Consider the following 20,985-nt stretch of genomic DNA (forward strand, 5'->3'; position numbering starts at 1 on the left):
GACCGCCGTGTACCGCACCATGATGAAGTCCAAGATCCACCGCGCGACCGTCACCCAGGCCGACCTGCACTACGTGGGCTCCGTGACGATCGACGCCGACCTGATGGCCGCCGCCGACCTGCTCGAGGGTGAGCAGGTCACGATCGTCGACATCACCAACGGCGCCCGGCTGGAGACCTACGCGATCACCGGGGAGCCCGGTTCCGGGATCATCGGGATCAACGGCGCCGCCGCGCACCTGGTGCACCCCGGTGACCTGGTCATCCTGATCTCGTACGGCTCCTACGACGAGGCCGAGCTGCGCGAGTACCGCCCGCGTGTGGTCTTCGTCGACGCCGACAACGCCGTCGCCGAGCTGGGTGCCGACCCCGGGCACGCGCCGGACGGATCGGGTCTGCTGACGAGCGCCGCCCGCTAGTGCTGCTCTGCATCGACGTCGGGAACACCGACGTCTCGCTCGGGCTCTACCCCGAGCCGGAGCCTGGTACGGACCCGTCGTCGCTGTCGCCGGAGCCGGAACGGCGGTGGCGGATGCGCACCGACACCCGCGCCACCGCCGACGAGCTCGACCTGATGATCACCGGGATGCTCGGCGAGCACTTCGCCGGGGTCGACGCCGTCGTGGCCCTGTCCACCGTGCCCGGCCCGTCCCGCGAGCTGCGCACCCTGCTGGCCCGCTGGTCGGACCGGATGCGGGCGCTCGTCGTCGGGCCGGGGGTGCGCACCGGGGTGCCGCTGCTGGTCGACCACCCGCGCGAGGTCGGTGCGGACCGGGTGGTGAACAGTCTGGCGGCGCACCACCTGTTCGGCACCGCGTGCATCTGCGTCGACCTGGGCACCTGCACCAACGTCGACGTCGTCTCCGCGCGCGGGGAGTTCCTCGGCGGGGCGCTCGCACCGGGGATCGACATCGCGATGCAGGCGCTCGCCGAGCGGGCGTCGTCGCTGCGGCCGGTGGATCTCGTCGAGCCGCGGTCGGTGATCGGCCGGACGACGGTCGAGGCCGTCCAGGCGGGGGTGCTCTACGGCGCCGCCGGCCAGGTCGACGGCCTGGTGCGGCGGATCCTCGCCGAGCTCGGCGCCGACGTCGGGCCGGTCACCGTCGCCGTCACCGGGGGGCTCGCGGAGCTCGTGTACGGCCGGGCGGACACGGTCACCCACCACGTGCCGGACCTGACGCTGCACGGGCTCCGTCTGACCCACCTGCGCCACCACCGGCCGCGCTGAGGCCGCCACGACCGACCCACCGGCGTCCGGCCCGGGGCCGCGTCGATAGCCTGACCTGCCGTGAACACTCCCGGCACGCCCACCGACCCCGGACCCGAGGCAGACCTGCCCGAGCAGATGCGGGTGCGCCGGGCCAAGCGCGCGGAGCTGCTGGCCGCCGGCACCGAGCCGTACCCGGTCGAGGTCGCCCGCACGCACACCCTGCGCCAGGTCCGTGACGCCCACCCGGACCTGCCCCCGGACACCGCGACCGGCGAGAAGGTCGCCGTCGCCGGCCGGGTGATCTTCGTGCGGAACACCGGAAAGCTCTGCTTCGCCACGCTGCGCGAGGGCGACGGCACCGAGCTGCAGGCGATGCTCTCGCTGGACCGGGTCGGCGCCGAGGAGCTGGCGCGCTGGAAGTCCGTGGTCGATCTCGGCGACTTCGTCCTCGTGCGCGGTGAAGTGATCACCTCGCGGCGGGGCGAGCTCTCCGTCCAGGCCGACGAGTGGTCGATCGCGTCCAAGTCGGTCCGGCCGCTGCCGACCGCGCACAAGGAGCTCTCCGAGGAGAACCGGGTCCGGCAGCGCTACGTCGACCTGATCCTGCGCCCGCAGGCCCGTGAGACCGTCCGCGCCCGCTCCACGGTGCTGCGCACCGTGCGCGAGGCCCTGACCGACCTCGACTTCGTCGAGGTCGAGACGCCGATGCTGCAGCTGCTGCACGGCGGGGCCACCGCGCGCCCGTTCGTCACGCACGCGAACGCGCTCGGCTCCGATCTGTACCTGCGGATCGCCCCCGAGCTGTTCCTGAAGCGTTGCGTGGTGGGCGGCATCGAGAGGGTCTTCGAGCTGAACCGGGTGTTCCGGAACGAGGGCATCGACTCCACGCATTCGCCCGAGTTCGCGATGCTCGAGGCCTACCAGGCGTACGCGACCTATGACGACATGGCCGTCCTGACCCGCGACCTGATCCAGTCCGCGGCGCGGTCGCTGTTCGGCTCGACCACCGTCCGGCACCAGGACGGCACGGAGCACGATCTCGGCGGGGAGTGGCGGTCGGTCACGATCTACGGGTCGGTGTCCGAGGCCGTCGGGCAGGATGTGACACCCGACACCGATCTCGGCGTTCTGCAGGAGATCGCGGCGAAGCACGATGTCGACGTCACCGAATACCCGACGCCGGCCCAGATCGTGCTGGAGCTGTTCGAGAAGCTCGTCGAGCACACCTTGATCGAGCCGACCTTCGTCCGTGACTTCCCGGTCGAGGTGCGGCCGCTGACCCGGGCCCACCGGGACGACCCGCGACTGTCGGAGTCCTGGGACCTCATCGTGTTCGGGGTGGAGCTCGCGACCGCCTACTCGGAGCTCGTCGACCCCGTGGAGCAGCGGGAACGTCTCCACGCGCAGTCCGTGAAGGCCGCGGCGGGCGACCCGGAGGCCATGCAGCTCGACGAGGACTTCCTCCGGGCGATGGAGTACGGGATGCCGCCCACCGGCGGGATGGGGATGGGTGTCGACCGGCTGTTGATGACGCTCACCGGGCTCGGCATCCGGGAGACGATCCTGTTCCCGCTCGTGCGCGGGGAGTCGTAGCCGCCCGAAATGCACCGGCCCCCCTGGTCTGGTCGCGGACCGCGACCCGGGGGGCCGACGTGTATCCGGGCCCGAACGAGTGGTATTCGGGTACCTTTCTCTCATTCGTGGCCGCCCTCGCTCGACGCGGCGAACATTTCTCGGTTAGTCTTCGAATCGAGTCGGTTCCGGTGATCCGCGTGGCCTCACCATTGCGTCCGGGTATTGCTCCCTTTCGAGCAGCTGCCTGCCGGACCGGTTCGCCAGCAAACGTATCCGGTGATTCAGGGAGGCTGCGACGATGGCGCAGATCAAGGAGGTCCGGCTCGTCGACGATCTGTCCGGCGACGCCGCGGACGAAACGATCGAGTTCGGGCTCGACGGCCGCAACTACGAGATCGACCTGACGGACGACAACGCGAAGAAGCTGCGGGACGTGCTCGCCGACTACGTCGCCGCGGCCCGCCGCGCGGCCGGTCCGGCCGCCCGTCGCCGTGGTGCGTCCAACGCGGCCGCCCGTCGTCCGTCGGTGGACCGTGAGCAGAACCAGGCGATCCGCGAGTGGGCCCGCAAGCGCGGGATGAAGGTCTCCGACCGCGGCCGCATCCCGGCCGAGGTCCTCGAGGCCTACCACCAGGAGAACTAAGGGTCACCTCACCCGGGAGGCGGTGGAGGGGTAGCGTGGCCGGGGCCCCTTCCCCCATCCGCTCCCGGGAGGTGCCGCCATGGCCCGCCGTGTCACCGAACTCGAGGTTCTCCGCACCGAACGCCTGAGCCCGCACATGGTGCGTGTCGTCGCCGGTGGCGACGGGCTGGCCGGGTTCCCGGACACCGAGCACACCGACCGCTACGTCAAGCTCCTGTTCCCGCTGCCCGGTGTCGAGTACCCGGATCCGTTCGACATGGACCGGGTGCACGCCGAGTACCCCCGCGACCAGTGGCCGGTCCAGCGCACCTACACGGTCCGCTCGCTCGACCACGGTGCCGGCGAGCTCGTCATCGACTTCGTGCACCACGGCGACACCGGCCTCGCGGGGCCGTGGGCCGCCGCCGCCCGTCCCGGCGACCGGTTGCGGATGGTCGGACCCGGCGGCGCCTACGCGCCCGACCCGGAGGCCGACTGGCACCTGCTGGTCGGGGACGAGGCCGCGCTGCCCGCGGTGTGTGCCGCGCTCGAGCGCGTCCCCGCGGGCCGGCCCGTCGTCGCGGTGCTGCAGGTCGACGGGCCCGAGGACGAGCTGAAGCTGCCCGGCGATGGCGATCTCACGGTGCACTGGCTGTACCGGTCCGAGGCCGGCGGCGACCCCGACAGCACCCAGCTCCCCGACGCCGTCCGCGCGCTCGGCTTCCGGGAGGGGCGGGTACACGCGTTCGTGCACGGCGAGGCGATCGCCGTCCGCGAACTCCGCAGGCACCTCGGCCGCGAGCGTGGCGTCGCGAAGGAGGACCTCTCGGTCTCCGGGTACTGGCGCCGTGGCCGCGACGAGGAGGGCTTCCGCGAGTTCAAGCAGGCCGAACGCGTGCGCGAGGAGTCCGAGCAGCAGACCGGCTGAGCGGCGGGGAACACCTCCGGTGTAGGCCGCGTTACGGACGGAACGTCCCACGGTGGCCGTCAGGTGGAGGCGCCGGGCCCCCTCGGACCGATACAGTGGTATGAGGTCCGCCCCGCGAGGGGCGGTCCGGCGCAGTGTCACGCGAGGCGCAGTGTCGGACCCGGTCCGCCGGGAACGGACGGAGATGCTGGTCGCGCCGTACGTGAGGCGCAGCAGGCAAGGAGTGCGAATTGTTCGAGAGGTTCACCGACCGAGCACGACGTGTTGTCGTCCTGGCCCAAGAAGAGGCCCGGATGCTCAACCACAACTACATCGGGACCGAGCACATCCTCCTTGGCCTGATCCACGAGGGTGAGGGTGTCGCCGCGAAGGCACTCGAGTCCCTCGGTATCGCTCTGGAGGGCGTGCGCCAGCAGGTCGAGGAGATCATCGGCCAGGGCCAGCAGGCCCCGTCGGGTCACATCCCCTTCACCCCGCGGGCGAAGAAGGTCCTCGAGCTGTCGTTGCGCGAGGCGCTGCAGCTCGGCCACAACTACATCGGCACCGAGCACATCCTGCTCGGCCTGATCCGCGAGGGCGAGGGTGTCGCCGCCCAGGTCCTCGTCAAGCTGGGAGCCGACCTGAACCGGGTGCGCCAGCAGGTGCTGCAGCTGCTCTCCGGCTACCAGGGCAAGGAGCCCCAGGAATCCGGCACGGGCGGTCGTGGCGAGGGCACGCCGTCGTCGTCGCTGGTGCTGGACCAGTTCGGTCGCAACCTCACCCAGCAGGCCCGCGAGGGCAAGCTGGACCCGGTCATCGGCCGGGAGAAGGAGATCGAGCGGATCATGCAGGTCCTCTCCCGGAGGACCAAGAACAACCCGGTCCTGATCGGTGAGGCCGGCGTCGGCAAGACCGCCGCCGTCGAGGGCCTGGGCCAGGCGATCGTCAAGGGCGAGGTCCCGGAGACGCTGAAGGACAAGCAGCTCTACACCCTCGACCTCGGCTCGCTGGTCGCCGGCTCCCGCTACCGCGGTGACTTCGAGGAGCGCCTCAAGAAGGTGCTCAAGGAGATCCGCACCCGCGGCGACATCATCCTGTTCATCGACGAGATCCACACCCTGGTCGGTGCGGGTGCGGCCGAGGGCGCGATCGACGCCGCGTCGATCCTGAAGCCGATGCTGGCCCGTGGTGAGCTGCAGACGATCGGGGCGACCACGCTCGACGAGTACCGCAAGTACGTCGAGAAGGACCCGGCCCTGGAGCGCCGCTTCCAGCCGATCCAGGTGTCCGAGCCGTCGGTCACGCACACCATCGAGATCCTCAAGGGCCTGCGCGACCGGTACGAGGCACACCACCGCGTCACGATCACCGACGACGCGCTGTCCTCGGCCGCGACGCTGGCCGACCGCTACATCAACGACCGCTTCCTGCCGGACAAGGCGATCGACCTGATCGACGAGGCCGGCGCCCGGATGCGCATCCGCCGGATGACCGCTCCGCCGGACCTGCGGGAGTTCGACGAGAAGATCGCGAACGTCCGCCGGGACAAGGAGTCGGCGATCGACGCGCAGGACTTCGAGCGGGCCGCGCACCTGCGCGACCAGGAGAAGACCCTGCTCGGCGAGAAGGCCGAGCGCGAGAAGCAGTGGAAGTCGGGCGACCTCGACGTCGTCGCCGAGGTCGACTCGGAGCAGATCGCCGAGGTCCTGGGCAACTGGACCGGCATCCCGGTCTTCAAGCTGACCGAGGAGGAGACCACCCGGCTGCTGCGCATGGAGGACGAGCTCCACAAGCGCATCATCGGCCAGGAGGACGCGGTCAAGTCGGTCTCGCAGGCCATCCGGCGTACCAGGGCCGGCCTGAAGGACCCGAAGCGCCCGTCCGGCTCGTTCATCTTCGCCGGCCCGTCCGGTGTCGGTAAGACGGAGCTGTCCAAGGCGCTCGCGAACTTCCTGTTCGGCGAGGACGACGCGCTCATCCAGATCGACATGGGTGAGTTCCACGACCGCTACACCGCCTCGCGGCTGTTCGGTGCCCCTCCCGGGTACGTCGGCTACGAGGAGGGCGGCCAGCTCACCGAGAAGGTGCGGCGCAAGCCGTTCTCGGTCGTGCTGTTCGACGAGATCGAGAAGGCGCACCAGGAGATCTACAACACCCTCCTGCAGGTGCTCGAGGACGGTCGTCTCACCGACGGCCAGGGTCGCGTGGTCGACTTCAAGAACACCGTGCTGATCTTCACCTCGAACCTGGGTACCCAGGACATCTCGAAGGCCGTGGGTCTGGGCTTCTCGTCCGGGAACGACGAGGCGTCGAACTACGAGCGGATGAAGACGAAGGTCAACGACGAGCTGAAGAAGCACTTCCGCCCGGAGTTCCTCAACCGCATCGACGACATCATCGTCTTCCACCAGCTCAACCAGGACCAGATCATCGAGATGGTCGACCTGATGATCGGGCGCGTGGAGAAGCAGCTGGCCAACAAGGACATGGCCATCGAGCTCACCGAGCGGTCCAAGAAGCTCCTGGCCCGCCGCGGGTTCGACCCGGTCCTCGGCGCCCGGCCGCTGCGCCGGACGATCCAGCGGGAGATCGAGGACCAGCTGTCGGAGAAGATCCTCTTCGGCGAGCTCGAGGGCGGCCAGATCGTGCTGGTCGACGTCGAAGGGCTCGACGAGGACGCTCCGGAGGACTCGAAGGCCTACGACGACAAGGCGCACTTCACCTTCCGCGGCGAGCGCAAGCCCGCCGAGCCGGTTCCGGACACCCCGCCGGCCGCCCTCACGGGTGGCGACGAGTGACCGACGGGTGACCTAGGCGTCGTACCCTCACCGAACGCCCGGCCGGGACTCCCGGCCGGGCGTTCGGCGTTCCCGGGGTCAGAGTTCGTCGTGCCGCGGGTCGTCGGCCGGGAGGGCGATGCGCAGGCGCCGGCGCACCTCGTCGTCCCCCTCGCCGGAGCGCAGCAGTGCCCACAGCGCGTCCGGGTCGCCCGAGCGCAGCACCGCGGACCGCGTCGAGACGAGCAGGTGCTCGCGCTCGGCCCGGACGGCGGGCGACTCCGAGGTCGGCAGGAGGGGGCCGCGGGCGGCCTCGGCGGCGGCGTCCCGGACGAGTCCGTCCCGCAACGCCTCCTGCAACCGCAGGAAGTCGGCGTCGACCCGCGCGGCGAGCCGGTACGGCTGGGTCCGGACGAGATCCTCCCCGATCTGCCTGCGCAGCCGGTGCATCTCGGCGCGGACCGTGATCGGGCGCCCGTCGTCGCCGTAGAGCGCGACGGCGAGCTGCTCGGCGGTCATCCCCTCCGGACGGAGGGCCAGCAGGGTGAGGACCTCGGCATGCCGCAGGCCGAGCCGGACGGGACGGCCGTCGCGGTGCACCACCGGGGTGCGGGCCCCGAGGAACGGCAGGGTCAGCGCCGGCCGCACGGGCTCCTCCGCGGAGGGGACCCGCAGCAGCCAGCCCTCGCCGAGCGGTTCGACGAATCCCTCCACGCCGCCGTCGAGCAGCACCCGGTCACCCCGTTCGGGCAGCGCGATCCGTTCCGGGACGCGGGCCGACGGCGTCGCCGCCAGCACCCGTCCGTGCGGTGAGAGCAGCGCGCCCGGGGTGGCCCCGAGCCGGGCGAGATGGGGCAGGTTGGTGTCGCGCAGCCGTCGGTCACGACGCTCGGTCAGTGCCGCGAGCCGGTGCTCCGCGAGCCGGGCGGCCGCGGTGACCAGGGACAGCGTCATCGGGTGGAAGGTCTCCTCCGGCCCCGTGACGTCGACGACGCCGATCTGCCGCCCGGTCTCCGGGTCGTGCACGGGCGCGGCCGCACACGTCCACGGGTGGTAGGCGCTGACCAGGTGCTCGGCCGAGTGGATCCGGACCGGCCGGTCGTCGGACAGCGCGGTCCCCATCGCGTTGGTGCCGATCGTGTCCTCGCTCCACCGGGTGCCCTCGACGAGCTCGACCCGCTCGGCGCGGCGCAGCACGTCGCGTGCGCCCTCCCGCCAGAGGATGTGGCCGCGCTCGTCGGTCACGATCATCATGTGCCGGGACTGCTCGGCCGCCTCGACGAGCGTGTCCCGCAGCACCGGCAGCGTCGGTGCGAGCGGGTGCCCGGCGCGCAGCTCGGCGATCTCGCCGGGGTCGTAGGTGTGCCGGGGCCGCGCCCGTTCCGGGTCGACGGCGGCGGCGAGCGACCGTGACCACGACTCGCGGATCTCCGGGCGCACCCCGGGGCCGGGCGCGCCGCCGAGCGCGGCGTCCCGCGCGCGCTCCAGGCCGGCTCGCAGTGTGGTCACGGTACTCACCTTACGGTTAGCCCAGGCTTACCTGAATCGAAACCGCTGGATCGGCACTGACCCTCGGGTCAGGTTCCGCATCTGCGTGCAACTCTCGTGCAACCCCCACCTTCCTAGTGTCGGGCGTCACGCGCAACGTGCGTCACGCACAGCGCTCGGTTCGACGAAGCACCCCATACGGGAAGGACCAACGATGGCCATCTACGCCGCCCCGGGTCAGCCGGACAGCGTCGTCTCGTTCAAGCCTCGCTACGACCACTTCATCGGGGGCGAGTACGTCGCGCCGGCGAAGGGCCAGTACTTCGAGAACCCGACCCCGATCACGGGGCAGAACTTCACCGAGGTCGCCCGCGGCACCGCCGAGGACGTCGAGAAGGCTCTCGACGCCGCGCACGGTGCGGCACCGGCCTGGGGCAAGACCTCGGTCACCGAGCGGGCCAACATCCTGAACAAGATGGCCGACCGCATCGAGGCCAACCTCGAGAAGGTCGCCATCGCCGAGTCGTGGGAGAACGGCAAGGCCTGCCGCGAGACCCTCGCCGCCGACATCCCGCTCGCGATCGACCACCTGCGCTACTTCGCCGGTGCGATCCGTGCGCAGGAGGGCTCGCTCTCCCAGATCGACGAGGACACGGTCGCCTACCACTTCCACGAGCCGCTGGGCGTGGTCGGCCAGATCATCCCGTGGAACTTCCCGATCCTCATGGCGATCTGGAAGCTGGCCCCGGCACTGGCCGCCGGCAACGCGGTCGTCCTGAAGCCGGCCGAGCAGACCCCGGCGTCGATCCACGTGCTGCTCGAGCTGGTCGCCGACCTGCTCCCGCCGGGCGTCCTGAACATCGTCAACGGCTTCGGTGTCGAGGCCGGTAAGCCGCTGGCGTCGAACAAGCGCATCTCGAAGATCGCCTTCACCGGTGAGACCACCACCGGCCGGCTGATCATGCAGTACGCGTCGGAGAACCTGATCCCCGTCACCCTGGAGCTGGGTGGCAAGAGCCCCAACGTCTTCTTCGACGACGTCGCGGCGCAGCAGGACGCGTTCTACGACAAGGCGCTCGAGGGCTTCACCATGTTCGCCCTCAACCAGGGCGAGGTCTGCACCTGCCCGTCGCGTGCGCTGATCCAGGGCGGTATCTACCAGGACTTCCTGGAGCAGGCCGTCAAGCGGACCGAGCAGGTCAAGCAGGGCAATCCGCTCGACACCGACACGATGATCGGTGCGCAGGCGTCGAACGACCAGTTCGAGAAGATCCTGTCCTACATCGACATCGGCCGGCAGGAGGGCGCCAAGGTCCTCACCGGTGGCGAGAAGGCGGACCTGGGCGGCGACCTCTCCGGCGGCTACTACATCAAGCCGACCGTGTTCGAGGGCAACAACGCCATGCGGATCTTCCAGGAGGAGATCTTCGGGCCGGTCGTGTCGGTCGCGAAGTTCACCGACTACGACGACGCCATGAAGATCGCCAACGACACGCTGTACGGCCTCGGTGCCGGCGTGTGGAGCCGCGACGCGGGTACCGCCTACCGCGCCGGCCGCGACATCCAGGCCGGCCGGGTGTGGGTGAACAACTACCACGCCTACCCGGCGCACGCGGCCTTCGGTGGCTACAAGCAGTCCGGCGTCGGCCGTGAGAACCACAAGATGATGCTGGACCACTACCAGCAGACGAAGAACGTCCTGCAGAGCTACTCGCAGAACGCCCAGGGCTTCTTCTGATGGGTCGGCCGGACGGCGCCACCACTCCCGACCAGGCCCCGGAGGTCGCGGGGTCGGGGACGGAGCGGGTGGCGCTGACCCCGGCGGCCGCCGAGCTGCTGGTGAAGCTCACCGACCTGCACGGGCCGCTGATGTTCCATCAGTCCGGCGGCTGCTGCGACGGTAGCGCCCCGATGTGCTACCCGGACGGGGACTTCAAGCTGGGCAACTCGGACGTCCACCTGGGGGATCTCCGGGTGGAGGGCCTCGAGCGGCCCATCGGCTTCCACATGTCGGAGTCGCAGTTCCAGTACTGGAAGCACACCCACCTGACCGTCGACGTCGTGAAGGGACGGGGCAGCGGGTTCTCGGTCGAGGCGCCGGAGGGCGTCCGGTTCCTGATCCGCTCCCGGCTGTTCAGCGACGACGAATGGCGGGCACTCGAGAACCAGAGCTGACCATCACGGGCCCGGGGACGCGTTCCCGGGCCCGTGGTGTGTCGGCACCGTGTCGTCACCAGGGAGGACACCGATGTCCGATCCGCACACCCTGCGCGGGCTGATGGGGCTGCCGGCCGAGCCGGCCCCGCTGTCCCGGTCCGCGCTGATCATGATCGACCTGCAGAACACCTACACCGAGGGCGTGATGCGGCTGGAGAACGTCGAGCCGGCGCTCACCGAGGCCGCGACCCTGCTCGACCGGGCCCGGTCGGCCGGGGCGAAGGTGATCCACATCCGGCACGACGCCGGTGAGGGCAGCCCGTACGACGTCACCGCCCCGATCGGCGCGATCCACTCGTCGGTCGCGCCGCGCGACGGCGAGGCGGTCGTGACGAAGAACTTCCCGAGCGCGTTCGTGCACACCGGCCTGGCCGACCTGCTGGAGGGTTACCAGGACCTGGTGCTCGCCGGGTTCATGACGCACATGTGCGTCAACTCCACCGCCCGCAGCGCGTTCAGCAGTGGGTACGTCCCGACCGTGGTGGCCGCCGCGACCGCGACCCGCGACCTGCCGGGGGTGGACGGGACCGTCCCGGCCGCCCAGGTGCACGACGCGGCACTGGCCGGGCTCTCGGACCTGCCGAGCATCGTCGTCCCGGACAACAAGTCCGTCCCGGACTGATCTCGACGCCCCCGCCCCCCGGGGCGGGGGTCAGGGCCGGAGCGCCTCGTCGATCGCGGTGAGCGTGGCCGCGGCGGGGGCGGGGATGCCGGTCCCGCGCCCGTGCCGCACCTCCGGCTCCCGGACGTTGATCCGGACCAGCGCACCCGTCGCGGCCGAGGCGAGCTCCGAGCGCCGGCGCACCGTGGGCAGGGCCGTCCCCGCACCGAGTTCGACGACGACGACCCCGGACCGGTGCGCGGCCAGCCAGTCCACGTGGCGCTGCAGGGACGGCGCCGCGTGCGAGTCGTCCCACCCGCCGTCGCCGAACATCAGGATCGCCGGCCGGGCGAGCCCGCCGCAGCCGGGACAGCGGGGCAGCTCGCCGACCGCCCGCATCGTGTCCTCGTCGACCTCGACGGCCGCGCCGCCGGCCGGCCACACCCCGTACCCGCACAGACGCAGGCACTGCAGGTGGTGGATGGAGCCGTGCACCTCGGCGACGTCGCCGGGCCGGAACCCCGCCCGCTGGAACTGGCCGTCCACGTTGGACGTGAACACGTTCGCCGGGACGCGCTCCGACCAGCGGCGGAGCACCGCGAACCCGGCGTGCGGGACGGTGGCCCGGTACAGGTTCAGCCGGTGCCCGTAGAACCCCCAGGCGAGGGCGGGGTCCTCGGCGAAGTGCTCGGGATCGGCGAGCTCCTCGAAGCGCAGGCCCAGCCGGGCGTAGGGCGGGTAGGCCCGCCAGAAACCCTCGCCGCCACGGAAGTCCGGCAGCCCCGAGTCGACGCCCATCCCGGCGCCCGCCGTGATCAGCAGTGCGCCGGCCGAGGCGACGGCGGCGGCCGCCGCGGCGATCTCCTCGGGGAAGGCCGCGGCGACCTCGTGGGCCTCGATCAGGACTCTGCCGCGATCTTCTCGAGGTCGACGACCTCGAACTCCAGCACGCTCGACCCTGTGCCCACCGGGCGGGACCGCTCGCCGGCGTGGGCCGCCTGGCCATCTCCGGCCATCCAGGTGCGGAAGTCCTCGTCGGTCTCCCAGCGGGTCACCACGAAGTAGCGGTTATCGCCCGAGACCGGCCGCAAGAGCTCGAAGCCGAGGAAGCCCTTCGCGCCGTCCACCGCACCGAGACGGTGCGCGAACCGCTTCTCCAGCTCCGGCCCGGCGTTCTCGGGAACCTCGATCGCATTGATCTTCACAACGGCCATGCCGTCCACGCTAGCCTCCACCGGCCTCGTCGACGCGCATGCGCCAGGCGTCACCGACGAGCTCGGCCAGCCGGTGGACGTCGACCCGCTCCAGATGCAGCAGCACCAGGGGGAACGTCCGGTAGGCGGGCTCGGCGGAGAACAGCTCGGGCTCGCCGAGCAGCAGGGCCTGCTTCTCCGCCTCGTCCCCGACGTAGAGCACGGCGATGTCGGTCCGCAGCACCCGGCGGCGTCCGGGGACCCGCTGCGGGTAGGACCACACGAAGCCCTTGCCGCCCACCCGGAAGTCGAACCCGTCGCTGGGGTTCTCGACGGCGCCGTCCAGACCGAGTGCGATCCGGCGGACGTCGTCGGAGTCGGCCATGGCGAGAGCCTACGGTCGATCCCGTGCCGACAGTGACCTCCTCGGACGGTGTCGATCTCGCCGTCACCGGCTTCGGTGGTGCCGGGCGCCCGGTCGTGCTGCTGCACGGGCTGATGAGCTGCGCCGCGAGCTGGGAGCCGCGGGTCGCGGCCCTGACCCCGTACGGCCGGGTGCTGGCCCCCGACGCCCGCGGCCACGGCCGCTCCGGACGCCCGGTGGCCGCCGGACCGGCCGGCGCCGATCCGGCCTGGTCCCCGCGGCGGCTGGCCGGCGACGTCGTCCACCTGCTCGAACGCGCCGGACCGGCGGCGCTGGTCGGCCACTCGATGGGCGGGATCTCCGCGCTGCTGGCCTCGCTGAGCAGGCCGGACCTGGTGACGGCCGTCGTCGCCGAGGACCCGCCGCTGGACCTGACCGGTGTGCCGCCGGGCCTGCTCGACGACATGCGCACCTGGTTCACCGCGGTCGCGGGGCCGCACCCGTCGCGGGCGGAGCTGGAGCGGGTGCTCGGCGGGCCGAGCCCGGAGGTCGGCGTGCACATGGGACGGTGCGCCGTCCGCCGCCACGACGGCTGGTGGCTCGCCTGCGACGTCGCCGACGCCATGGAGATCGCCGCGCACTGGACCCGGGAACCGCTGCTCGACGCGGTGTCCGCCGTCCGGGTGCCGCTGCTGGTCGTCGAGGCGGGGGAGTCGGTAGCGCCGCCGGGGCAGCTGGAGCTCCTGGCGACCCGGGTGGCGGGTGCCCGGCACGTCCGGCTCCCGGGGACCGGGCACCTCGTGCACGACACGGCACCGGAACGCTGGAGCCGAGAGGTCACGGCGCTCCTCGCCGCGACCGGGTGAGGTGCGCTCAGGCCTCGGCGAGCACCGCGGTCTCCCCGGTGCGGGTGTCGTGCAGCTCCACCGCGACGATCCGCGCCCGCACCGGAGCGGCGGGGTGGAGCAGGCGGAACGCCTCCGCCGGCCGCCCGGCCGCCAGCACGACGTGCGGCAGCCACGACCCGGGCAGATGTGCCGCGTGCGCCTCCCGGACCCGGCCGGCCAGCGCGTCGTGCACCGCGGTGTGCACGGCGAGCACCTCCGGATCGGTGACGGCGGCGAGCACCAGCGCGTCGTCGTCGCCGGTGACGGAGCCGAGCGTGGCCAGCCACAGCGCCGGGAGGGCGACCGTGCGCAGCTCGGCCGCGAGCGCGTCGCGTGCCGGGCGGCCGAGGGTCCCCGCCGCGGCGACCGTCACGTGCGGGGTCCCGGAGGCAGCCGGTACCCCGGCCGCGGCGAGCCGCTCGCGCAGCGCGGTCAGGGCGGTGACGGCGGCCGGGTCGAGCCGGAACCGGACGACCGCGGGCATCAGACGGGGAGGGCGAAGCGGCCGTCGTCGGTCTGCTCGGCCAGGCCGTCCACCAGCAGCGAGTGCAGGCAGCGGTCGCGCTGTCCCGCGTCGGTCCAGACCGCGTCCAGGGCGGCCCGCTCGACCGGGCCGGGTGCGGTCCGCAGGACGTCCATGAGCTTGCCGCGGACCTGCCGGTCGGTCCCGGCGAAGCCCTGCACCGGCTTGCGCGGGCCGTCGTAGGCGGGCTTCCCCGCGGCGACCCAGGCGCAGGTGTGCGCGACCGGGCAGTCCGCGCAGCGCGGCGACCGCGCGGTGCAGACGACCGCGCCCAGCTCCATCAACCCGGCCGAGACGACGGCGGCCTCGGCGTGCCCGCCGGGCAGGAGCGCGTCGACGTCGGCGAGGTCGGCCCTGGTGCGCGCCGGGCCGGCGTCGCCCTGCCCGTGCACGGCCCGGGCGACCACGCGCCGGACGTTGGTGTCGACCACCGGTGCGCGCAGCCCGTAGCCGAACGCGACGACCGCCCGCGCGGTGTAGGAGCCGATCCCGGGGAGTGCCTCGAGCGCCTCGACGTCGTCGGGCACGGCGTCGCCGTGCTGCCCGGCGATCGCCGCCGCGGCGTCGTGCAGCCGGATCGCCCGCCGCGGGTAGCCGAGCTTGCCCCAGGCCCGCAGGACCTCCGAGCGCGGCGCGGCGGCCAGCGACGACGGCAGCGGCCAGCGCTCCATCCAGTCCAGCCAGATCGGCTCCACCCGGGCCACCGGGGTCTGCTGGAGCATGAACTCGCTGACCAGCACCCCCCACGGGGTCGTCTCCGGGCGCCGCCACGGCAGGTCGCGGGCGTGTGCCCGGAACCACGGGGAGATCAGCTCGGCCAGCACCGCTCCAGTGTCGCGCGACCCGCCGGACGGCCCCGGGCGGCCCCTGGTCCGTGGCGCCCGGTCACTACCGCGGGGACGGCGTGCGCGCCCGTCACGACCGGGTCGCGTCCGGGGGAGACGCGGGCCGGCGCGGTACCCGTGGGCGGCCGGCCGGTCACGGTCGGTCGACGGCGGCCACGGACGGGGCCCACCGCGGGTCGACCGTCCGGAGTGGAGCACCGCGGGATCGCGACATCGTGTCGGCAGATCAGGAGCCGATCACTCCGGTGGGGGTGTGAGTGCTCCCTCTGGCGGGTGGAACTGCGCCGGTGTGTCCGGATCCGGCGCGGCGCCGACGACATCGAGTAGTCGCCGATCTACCGTCAGTGACGTGATGGACCCGGTGGGACCCCTGCCGGCGTCGGTGTACTGGCGTCGGCGCGCTGTCGCGGTCGGCGCGGCCCTGGTCGCGCTCTTCGCGCTGCTGTGGCTGTCGACGTGGCTGCTGCTCCCCGGCGGCTCCGACGCTCCCACCGACCCCGCAGCGCAGTCCACACCGGACACCCGAGCGGCACTCCCCGGAACGGCGGCCCCGGCATCCCCGGCCCCGGGCGCCCCGCAGACGCCGCTCCCCGCACCCGCCACTCCCGGAGCTCCCCCCGGGGACACGGCGGGGGCGTCCCCCGGGCCCGCGACCCCGGACGCGGGCCCGGGGGACGAGACGGTCCGGCCGGACGACACTCCCCGGCCGTCGGTGCTCGTCCCCCAGGCCGGACCGTCGCCGCCGACCGGCCCGGTGCCCTGCTCCGACGGGATGATCGAGGTCCGGTCCGAGACCGGGCAGCCGAACTACCCGGCCGGGGCCCGGCCCGAGCTGCGGCTGGTCGTGACGAACACGTCCGGCCAGCCCTGCGTGCGCGACCTCGACGGCGCGGAGCAGGAGATCGCCGTCTGGAGCGGCGACGGCGCGCAGAAGCTGTGGTCGTCGAACGACTGCGTCAACCCCGCCACCGACGACCTGCGCACGCTGGTCCCGGGCCAGCCGGTGGCGTTCGCGGTGACCTGGAGCGGGCTCGGTTCCGAGCCGGGCTGCGGTGCGGAGCGGGACCGGGTGACGCCCGGCGGGTACCGGGTGCTCGCCCGCCTCGGCACGGTCGTCAGCGAGCCCGCGCCGCTGCTGATGGGCTGAGCGGGCGGCTCAGCGCATCCGCTGCATGATCTCCTTCAGCGAGGTCGCCTCGGTGATCCGCATACCGGTCGAGCCGACCTCGGACCCGGCCGGGACGATCGCGTTGGTGAAGCCCAGCCGGGCCGCCTCGGCCAGCCGCCGTCCGACGCCGTGCACCCGGCGCAGCTCACCGGCCAGGCCGAGCTCGCCGAGGACGACCAGGTCGGCGGGCAGTGTCACGTCCCGCCGCGCGGAGACGACGGCGAGCGCGACCGCGAGGTCGGCCGCCGGCTCGGTGATCTTCATGCCGCCGACGGTCGCGGTGTAGACCTCCGCGTCGTGCAGCTTCAGCCCGCCCCGCCGCTCGACGACGGCGAGCAGCATCGGCACCCGTGACGCGTCCAGACCCGTCACCGCGCGCCGCGGGCTGGGGATGTTGGCGCCGGCCACGAGGGCCTGCACCTCGGCGAGCAGCGGACGCCTGCCGTCCATCACGACGGTGACGGCCGTCCCCGGCTGCACGCCCTCGGCTCCCTGCCCGAACCGGCCCACGAACAGGCCCGACGGGTCGGGGAGCCCGACGATGCCGGAGTCGCGCAGCTCGAAGCAGCCGACCTCGTCGGCCGGTCCGAACCGGTTCTTCACACCGCGCACCATCCGCAGGGCCGAGTGCTTGTCGCCCTCGAAGTGCAGGACGACGTCGACGACGTGCTCCAGCACCCGGGGGCCCGCGATGCCGCCGTCCTTGGTGACGTGGCCGACCAGCAGCACGGCCAGGCCGCGTTCCTTCGCGAGCGCGGTCAGGCCGACCGTCACCGCGCGGGTCTGGGTGACCCCGCCCGGGGTCCCGTCGACGCTCGCCGTCGACATGGTCTGGATCGAGTCGACGACGAGCAGCGACGGCTTCAGCTGGTCGACGTGCCCGAGCACCGACTCGAGGTCCGACTCGGCGGCGAGGTAGAGCTCGTCGTGCACGCCGCCGGTCCGCTCGGCGCGCAGCCGGACCTGGCCCGCGGACTCCTCACCGGAGACGTAGAGCACCCGCGAGCGTGCCGCGGCCTGTGCGGCGACCTCCAGCAGGAGCGTGGACTTGCCGACGCCGGGCTCACCGGCCAGCAGCACCACGGCGCCGGGGACGAGGCCGCCACCCAGCACCCGGTCGAGCTCCTCGACCCCGGTCGGCCGGGCCCGCGACGAGTCCAGTTCGACGTCGGCGATCCGCCGGGCCGGCGTGCTCGGAGCGCCCGCGACGACGGTGCGCTGACCGCCCGCCCGCGGGGCCTCGACCTGCTCGAGCGAGCCCCACGCCTGGCAGCCGGGGCACCGCCCCACCCACTGCGCGGTGCGCTGGTCGCACTCCGTGCAGCGGTAGCCGCCCGAGCGGGCCGCGCGCGACCGCGGCGTCAGCTCCCGGCGGCGCCGCCCGAGCCGCTGCCCTCGTTGCCGGGCGCGGACTCGGTTCCCTCACCGCTCGGGACCGGGTTCGCCTGGTCGACCGGCGGGGCCTCGGCCTCGCCGCCGGTCTCGCCGCCGACCCCGGTCTCGGCGCCGTTCGCGCCACCGCCGTGGCCGCCCTCGGCCTCGACGCGCTCCGGCTCGGCGCCGGGCCTGCCCTCGCCCGGGATCCCGGTCGGGACCGTGACGGTGATCGATCCGGCACGCTCGAAGACGAACGTCATCGGCACGTCGCCGCCGGCGGCGATCGGCTGCCGCAGCCCCTCGAGGGTGAGCTGGAGGGGGCGGCTCGCGGTCGGCTGCAGCTCGCTGGTGCCCACCGCGACGAGCGCGACGTCCTGGGCCAGGACCCGGTCGCCGCCGACGGCGACCGAGCCGGCCGCCGGGCTGCTGACCGAGACCAGGCGGTCGGCGGTGGCTCCGGTGTTGATCAGGGTGGCGCGCACCGGCGCCGCGGTGCCGCGGGCGTAGAGCGCGGCCTCGCTCGCGGGGGCCTGCGGGTAGCCGATCTGCACGTCGCGCAGGTCGACGTCGCCGACCGAGGCGTTGAGGCCGTTGGTGGCGGCGACCTGCTGTGCGGTCTGCGAGAGCTGGCCCGTCCCGCAGCCGCTCAGCAGGAGGCCGGACAGGGCGACGGCCCCGGCGACCCCGGCCAGGGTCCGGAGGGGGCGGCGGTTGCGGCTCACGGTCGGCGTGTCCTTCCTGCCGGCCGGGAACGGCTCCCGGCGCGCTGACGACGGATCTCGCGGAGGCGCGGCGCCCCGGAGGTGTGTTCCGGGCCGGCCGGAGCCGTCCGGGCACGGGAGCCGTGCGATCCGGCGTAGAGCCTAGTCTCGTACGGCCACCGGGTGCGCGGTCGGGCGGCCCCACCGGGTCGTCCGTCGCACGGCGGTGCGGCGGCGCAGTCCTCCCGCGGCCTCCCCGTGCGGCCGACGCACCCGCGGGGAACATGTTTTTGCGGCATTGTCAACCCCCTGACCTGCGACGACGGCGTCGACCGGCCACCGGCCACCGCGGGCGGCGTGTTAATCTGGACCCAGCGAAAGGGGCCAGAGGACACATGGTTTTCAAGGTCGGAGAGACCGTCGTCTACCCGCACCACGGTGCCGCTCTCATCGAGGCGATCGAGACTCGGACGATCAAGGGTGAGGAAGTTCAGTACCTCGTCCTCAAAGTCCAGCAGGGTGATCTGACGGTTCGAATCCCCGCCGACAATGTCGAGGTCGTCGGCGTCCGGGACGTAGTGGGTCAGGAGGGCCTGGATCGGGTCTTCGAGGTGTTGCGTGCGCCGCACACCGAGGAGCCGACCAACTGGTCCCGCCGGTACAAGGCCAACTGGGAGAAGTTGACCTCCGGTGACGTGAACAAGGTGGCGGAGGTCGTCCGCGACCTGTGGCGCCGTGAGAAGGACCGCGGTCTGTCCGCAGGCGAGAAGCGGATGCTCGGCAAGGCGCGGCAGATCCTGGTCAGCGAGCTCGCACTGGCCGAGGGCACCGACGAGGAGCGGGCCGAGGTCCTGCTCGACGAGGTGCTCGCGACCGCGACCGCCTGACGTGGGCGAGCCGTCCTCCGGGGCGGACGTCGTCGCCGTACTGCCCGCCGCCGGTTCCGGCGAGCGCCTGGGTGCCGGTGTGCCCAAGGCGTTCGTCGAACTCGGCGGCGTGCCGATGCTGGTGCGCGCCGTCGACGGCCTGCTCGCGTCGGACGTGGTCGGGCACGTCGTGGTCGTCGTGCCCGTCGATCAGGTGAGCGGCGCCGCCGCGCTGCTTCCGGGGCGTCCGGTGACGGTCGTGCCGGGTGGTGCGGACCGCACCGCGTCGGTCGCGGCCGGGCTCGCCGTGACGGGGCCGGACACCGAGGTCGTGCTCGTGCACGACGCCGCGCGTCCGCTGACGCCGCCGGACGTCGTGCGACGGGTCGTGACCGCGGTGCGCGCGGGTGCCCCCGCGGTGATCCCCGTGCTTCCCGTCTCCGACACCGTCAAGCAGGTGGACGCCGACGGCGTCGTCGTGTCCACGGTGGACAGGTCGGCGCTGCGTGCGGTGCAGACCCCGCAGGGTTTCCTGCCCGGCGTCCTGCGCCGCGCCTACGCGGGGTCGCCCGACCCGCGCACCGACGACGCCGGGCTGGTCGAGGCCGCCGGCGACCCGGTGTCGACCGTCGCCGGCGACCCGCTGGCGTTCAAGGTGACCACGGCGTGGGACCTGCGCATCGCCGGCCTGCTGCTCGCGGGGACCGCGGAGAGGATCGGATGAGGGTCGGGATCGGGACCGACGTCCACCCCGTCGAGGCGGGCCGCGACTGCTGGGTCGCGGGCCTGCTGTGGGACGGCGCCGACGGCTGCGCCGGGCACTCCGACGGCGACGTCGCGGCGCACGCGCTCTGCGACGCGCTGCTGTCCGCCGCCGGGCTCGGCGACCTCGGGGCCGTGTTCGGCACCGGGCGCCCGGAGTGGTCCGGCGCGTCCGGCGTGGCGCTGCTCGCCGAGGTCGCCAGGCTGCTCGTCCGCGACGGCTGGACCGTCGGCAACGCGGCCGTCCAGGTGGTCGGCAACGATCCCAAGATCGGGAAGCGGCGTGCCGAGGCCGAACGGGTGCTGTCCGACGTGGTCGGCGGCCCGGTGTCGGTCTCGGGCACCACCACCGACGGTCTCGGGCTCACCGGGCGCGGCGAGGGCCGTGCCGCCGTCGCGACGGCCCTGCTCCTCCCCGGCCAGGGACAGGCCCTCCGTCAGGGACAGGCCCCCGGGTCAGGGACGGGCCCCGGTCAGGGGTAGGCCTCCGCGGTCCGCCGCTGGATCTCCTCCGTGGTGAGGTCCCCGCTGCGCGACGCGACCATCCAGGCGTGACCGAACGGGTCGGCCAGCCGGCCGCCGCGCTCGCCGTACGGGTGGTCCGACACCTCGAAGATCACCCGCCCGCCGCCGTCGACGATCGCGGCGGCGACCGCGTCCGGGTCGTCCACGTACAGCGCGAGGATCACCGCGCCCGGGCCGGTGGGCGCCGGGTCGACCTCGTCGCCGTCCTTCACCGCCCAGACCGCGTCGCCCGCCCGCAGCAGGGCGTGCACGACGTGGCCGGAGCCGTCGGTGTAGCGCTCGACCAGCTCCGCGCCGAACGCGGCGGTGTAGAAGGCGATGGCCGCGTCGGCGTCGGACACGACGAGCCTGGGGTACAGCTGCTGAACACTCATGACA

Annotated in this window: 23 protein-coding genes; 14 read left to right on the forward strand and 9 right to left on the reverse strand. The window is 73.0% G+C overall.

What is annotated here, in order from left to right:
- The first annotated feature begins 7 nt into the window (after positions 1-7).
- From panD to PP1_RS18450, 6 genes are all read left to right on the forward strand, one after another.
- A complete protein-coding gene (panD, locus tag PP1_RS18425) occupies positions 8-418 on the forward strand; it encodes an aspartate 1-decarboxylase (protein WP_010225668.1) in 411 nt (136 codons plus the stop codon).
- Entirely contained in the window at positions 418-1,227 is an 810-nt protein-coding gene (locus tag PP1_RS18430; RefSeq protein WP_010225670.1) for a type III pantothenate kinase, read from the forward strand. The genes panD and PP1_RS18430 overlap by 1 nt, the downstream gene beginning before the upstream one ends.
- Before the next feature lie 117 nt (positions 1,228-1,344).
- Entirely contained in the window at positions 1,345-2,802 is a 1,458-nt protein-coding gene (lysS, locus tag PP1_RS18435) for a lysine--tRNA ligase (RefSeq protein ID WP_050802231.1), read from the forward strand.
- 280 nt (positions 2,803-3,082) lie between these two features.
- Entirely contained in the window at positions 3,083-3,427 is a 345-nt protein-coding gene (locus PP1_RS18440) for a histone-like nucleoid-structuring protein Lsr2 (protein WP_010225674.1), read from the forward strand.
- A 79-nt stretch (positions 3,428-3,506) separates the two neighbouring features.
- Complete coding sequence (locus PP1_RS18445) at positions 3,507-4,334, forward strand: siderophore-interacting protein (RefSeq protein ID WP_010225676.1); 828 nt, start codon at positions 3,507-3,509, stop codon at positions 4,332-4,334.
- Positions 4,335-4,564: 230 nt separating this feature from the next.
- Positions 4,565-7,111 carry an ATP-dependent Clp protease ATP-binding subunit gene (locus PP1_RS18450; RefSeq protein WP_010225679.1) on the forward strand — a complete coding sequence of 849 codons (2,547 nt, stop codon included), beginning with the start codon at positions 4,565-4,567 and terminating at the stop codon, positions 7,109-7,111.
- A gap of 78 nt (positions 7,112-7,189) precedes the next feature.
- On the opposite strand, the gene PP1_RS18455 is transcribed toward PP1_RS18450, so the two are convergent.
- Entirely contained in the window at positions 7,190-8,599 is a 1,410-nt protein-coding gene (locus PP1_RS18455; RefSeq protein ID WP_010225682.1) for a GAF domain-containing protein, read from the reverse strand.
- A 193-nt stretch (positions 8,600-8,792) separates the two neighbouring features.
- Between PP1_RS18455 and exaC the strand changes: the two genes are divergently transcribed.
- From exaC to PP1_RS18470, 3 genes are all read left to right on the forward strand, one after another.
- Complete coding sequence (gene exaC, locus PP1_RS18460; RefSeq protein ID WP_010225684.1) at positions 8,793-10,316, forward strand: acetaldehyde dehydrogenase ExaC; 1,524 nt, start codon at positions 8,793-8,795, stop codon at positions 10,314-10,316.
- Positions 10,316-10,753, forward strand: a complete 438-nt coding sequence (locus PP1_RS18465) for a DUF779 domain-containing protein (RefSeq protein ID WP_010225686.1) — start codon at positions 10,316-10,318, stop codon at positions 10,751-10,753. Before exaC ends, PP1_RS18465 begins: the two co-directional genes overlap by 1 nt.
- 73 nt (positions 10,754-10,826) lie before the next feature.
- Positions 10,827-11,417, forward strand: coding sequence for a cysteine hydrolase family protein (locus PP1_RS18470; protein WP_010225687.1), 591 nt, complete (start codon positions 10,827-10,829; stop codon positions 11,415-11,417).
- Positions 11,418-11,447: 30 nt separating this feature from the next.
- On the opposite strand, the gene PP1_RS18475 is transcribed toward PP1_RS18470, so the two are convergent.
- From PP1_RS18475 to PP1_RS18485, 3 genes are all read right to left on the reverse strand, one after another.
- A complete protein-coding gene (locus tag PP1_RS18475; protein WP_010225688.1) occupies positions 11,448-12,194 on the reverse strand; it encodes an SIR2 family NAD-dependent protein deacylase in 747 nt (248 codons plus the stop codon).
- 101 nt (positions 12,195-12,295) lie between these two features.
- Positions 12,296-12,610, reverse strand: coding sequence for an antibiotic biosynthesis monooxygenase family protein (locus tag PP1_RS18480; RefSeq protein WP_029239259.1), 315 nt, complete (start codon positions 12,608-12,610; stop codon positions 12,296-12,298).
- A 10-nt stretch (positions 12,611-12,620) separates the two neighbouring features.
- Positions 12,621-12,974, reverse strand: a complete 354-nt coding sequence (locus PP1_RS18485) for a hypothetical protein (RefSeq protein ID WP_010225690.1) — start codon at positions 12,972-12,974, stop codon at positions 12,621-12,623.
- Positions 12,975-12,997: 23 nt separating this feature from the next.
- Between PP1_RS18485 and PP1_RS18490 the strand changes: the two genes are divergently transcribed.
- On the forward strand, positions 12,998-13,819 hold the full coding sequence (locus tag PP1_RS18490; protein ID WP_249266057.1) for an alpha/beta fold hydrolase: 822 nt from the start codon (positions 12,998-13,000) through the stop codon (positions 13,817-13,819).
- Positions 13,820-13,826: 7 nt separating this feature from the next.
- Here PP1_RS18490 and PP1_RS18495 read toward each other — a convergent pair whose 3' ends face one another.
- Both PP1_RS18495 and PP1_RS18500 read right to left on the reverse strand, forming a co-directional pair.
- A complete protein-coding gene (locus PP1_RS18495) occupies positions 13,827-14,324 on the reverse strand; it encodes a 2'-5' RNA ligase family protein (protein WP_075314808.1) in 498 nt (165 codons plus the stop codon).
- A complete protein-coding gene (locus tag PP1_RS18500; RefSeq protein ID WP_010224965.1) occupies positions 14,324-15,187 on the reverse strand; it encodes an A/G-specific adenine glycosylase in 864 nt (287 codons plus the stop codon). The genes PP1_RS18495 and PP1_RS18500 overlap by 1 nt, the downstream gene beginning before the upstream one ends.
- 370 nt (positions 15,188-15,557) lie before the next feature.
- Here PP1_RS18500 and PP1_RS18505 point away from each other — a divergent pair, with 370 nt between their 5' ends.
- Positions 15,558-16,355, forward strand: a complete 798-nt coding sequence (locus PP1_RS18505; protein WP_139323987.1) for a hypothetical protein — start codon at positions 15,558-15,560, stop codon at positions 16,353-16,355.
- Between the two features lie 9 nt (positions 16,356-16,364).
- Here the strand turns inward: PP1_RS18505 and radA are convergent, their stop codons facing one another.
- Both radA and PP1_RS18515 read right to left on the reverse strand, forming a co-directional pair.
- Positions 16,365-17,741 carry a DNA repair protein RadA gene (radA, locus tag PP1_RS18510; protein ID WP_060574603.1) on the reverse strand — a complete coding sequence of 459 codons (1,377 nt, stop codon included), beginning with the start codon at positions 17,739-17,741 and terminating at the stop codon, positions 16,365-16,367.
- Entirely contained in the window at positions 17,738-18,475 is a 738-nt protein-coding gene (locus PP1_RS18515) for a copper chaperone PCu(A)C (protein WP_075314806.1), read from the reverse strand. The genes radA and PP1_RS18515 overlap by 4 nt, the downstream gene beginning before the upstream one ends.
- 374 nt (positions 18,476-18,849) lie before the next feature.
- On the opposite strand from PP1_RS18515, the gene PP1_RS18520 reads away from it, so the two are divergent.
- Genes PP1_RS18520 through ispF form a run of 3 tightly spaced genes read left to right on the forward strand, consistent with a single transcriptional unit; the run spans position 18,850 to position 20,565 of the window.
- The gene (locus PP1_RS18520) at positions 18,850-19,341 is read left to right on the forward strand and encodes a CarD family transcriptional regulator (protein WP_010231423.1); all 492 of its coding nucleotides are present in this window, start codon (positions 18,850-18,852) and stop codon (positions 19,339-19,341) included.
- Position 19,342: 1 nt separating this feature from the next.
- Positions 19,343-20,044: a 2-C-methyl-D-erythritol 4-phosphate cytidylyltransferase gene (ispD, locus tag PP1_RS18525; protein ID WP_010231424.1), complete on the forward strand. Its 702-nt coding sequence runs from the start codon at positions 19,343-19,345 to the stop codon at positions 20,042-20,044.
- Positions 20,041-20,565: a 2-C-methyl-D-erythritol 2,4-cyclodiphosphate synthase gene (ispF, locus tag PP1_RS18530; RefSeq protein ID WP_010231425.1), complete on the forward strand. Its 525-nt coding sequence runs from the start codon at positions 20,041-20,043 to the stop codon at positions 20,563-20,565. The genes ispD and ispF overlap by 4 nt, the downstream gene beginning before the upstream one ends.
- On the opposite strand, the gene PP1_RS18535 is transcribed toward ispF, so the two are convergent.
- Positions 20,556-20,981 carry a VOC family protein gene (locus PP1_RS18535; RefSeq protein ID WP_033199692.1) on the reverse strand — a complete coding sequence of 142 codons (426 nt, stop codon included), beginning with the start codon at positions 20,979-20,981 and terminating at the stop codon, positions 20,556-20,558. The genes ispF and PP1_RS18535 overlap by 10 nt on opposite strands.
- Between the last annotated feature and the right edge of the window lie 4 nt (positions 20,982-20,985).

The sequence above is a fragment of the Pseudonocardia sp. P1 genome, from assembly GCF_000178675.2.
GTDB lineage: Bacteria > Actinomycetota > Actinomycetes > Mycobacteriales > Pseudonocardiaceae > Pseudonocardia.

Bases quoted from the DNA above. Each gene is read 5' to 3' on its own strand.
- lysS (WP_050802231.1), top strand. From the start codon at position 1,345: ATGCGGGTGCGCCGGGCCAAGCGCGCGGAGCTGCTGGCCGCCGGCACC.
- PP1_RS18440 (WP_010225674.1), top strand. From the start codon at position 3,083: ATGGCGCAGATCAAGGAGGTCCGGCTCGTCGACGATCTGTCCGGCGAC.
- PP1_RS18445 (WP_010225676.1), top strand. From the start codon at position 3,507: ATGGCCCGCCGTGTCACCGAACTCGAGGTTCTCCGCACCGAACGCCTG.
- exaC (WP_010225684.1), top strand. From the start codon at position 8,793: ATGGCCATCTACGCCGCCCCGGGTCAGCCGGACAGCGTCGTCTCGTTC.
- PP1_RS18465 (WP_010225686.1), top strand. From the start codon at position 10,316: ATGGGTCGGCCGGACGGCGCCACCACTCCCGACCAGGCCCCGGAGGTC.
- PP1_RS18470 (WP_010225687.1), top strand. From the start codon at position 10,827: ATGTCCGATCCGCACACCCTGCGCGGGCTGATGGGGCTGCCGGCCGAG.
- PP1_RS18475 (WP_010225688.1), bottom strand. From the start codon at position 12,194: ATGGGCGTCGACTCGGGGCTGCCGGACTTCCGTGGCGGCGAGGGTTTC.
- PP1_RS18480 (WP_029239259.1), bottom strand. From the start codon at position 12,610: ATGGCCGTTGTGAAGATCAATGCGATCGAGGTTCCCGAGAACGCCGGG.
- PP1_RS18485 (WP_010225690.1), bottom strand. From the start codon at position 12,974: ATGGCCGACTCCGACGACGTCCGCCGGATCGCACTCGGTCTGGACGGC.
- PP1_RS18495 (WP_075314808.1), bottom strand. From the start codon at position 14,324: ATGCCCGCGGTCGTCCGGTTCCGGCTCGACCCGGCCGCCGTCACCGCC.
- PP1_RS18520 (WP_010231423.1), top strand. From the start codon at position 18,850: ATGGTTTTCAAGGTCGGAGAGACCGTCGTCTACCCGCACCACGGTGCC.
- ispF (WP_010231425.1), top strand. From the start codon at position 20,041: ATGAGGGTCGGGATCGGGACCGACGTCCACCCCGTCGAGGCGGGCCGC.
- PP1_RS18535 (WP_033199692.1), bottom strand. From the start codon at position 20,981: ATGAGTGTTCAGCAGCTGTACCCCAGGCTCGTCGTGTCCGACGCCGAC.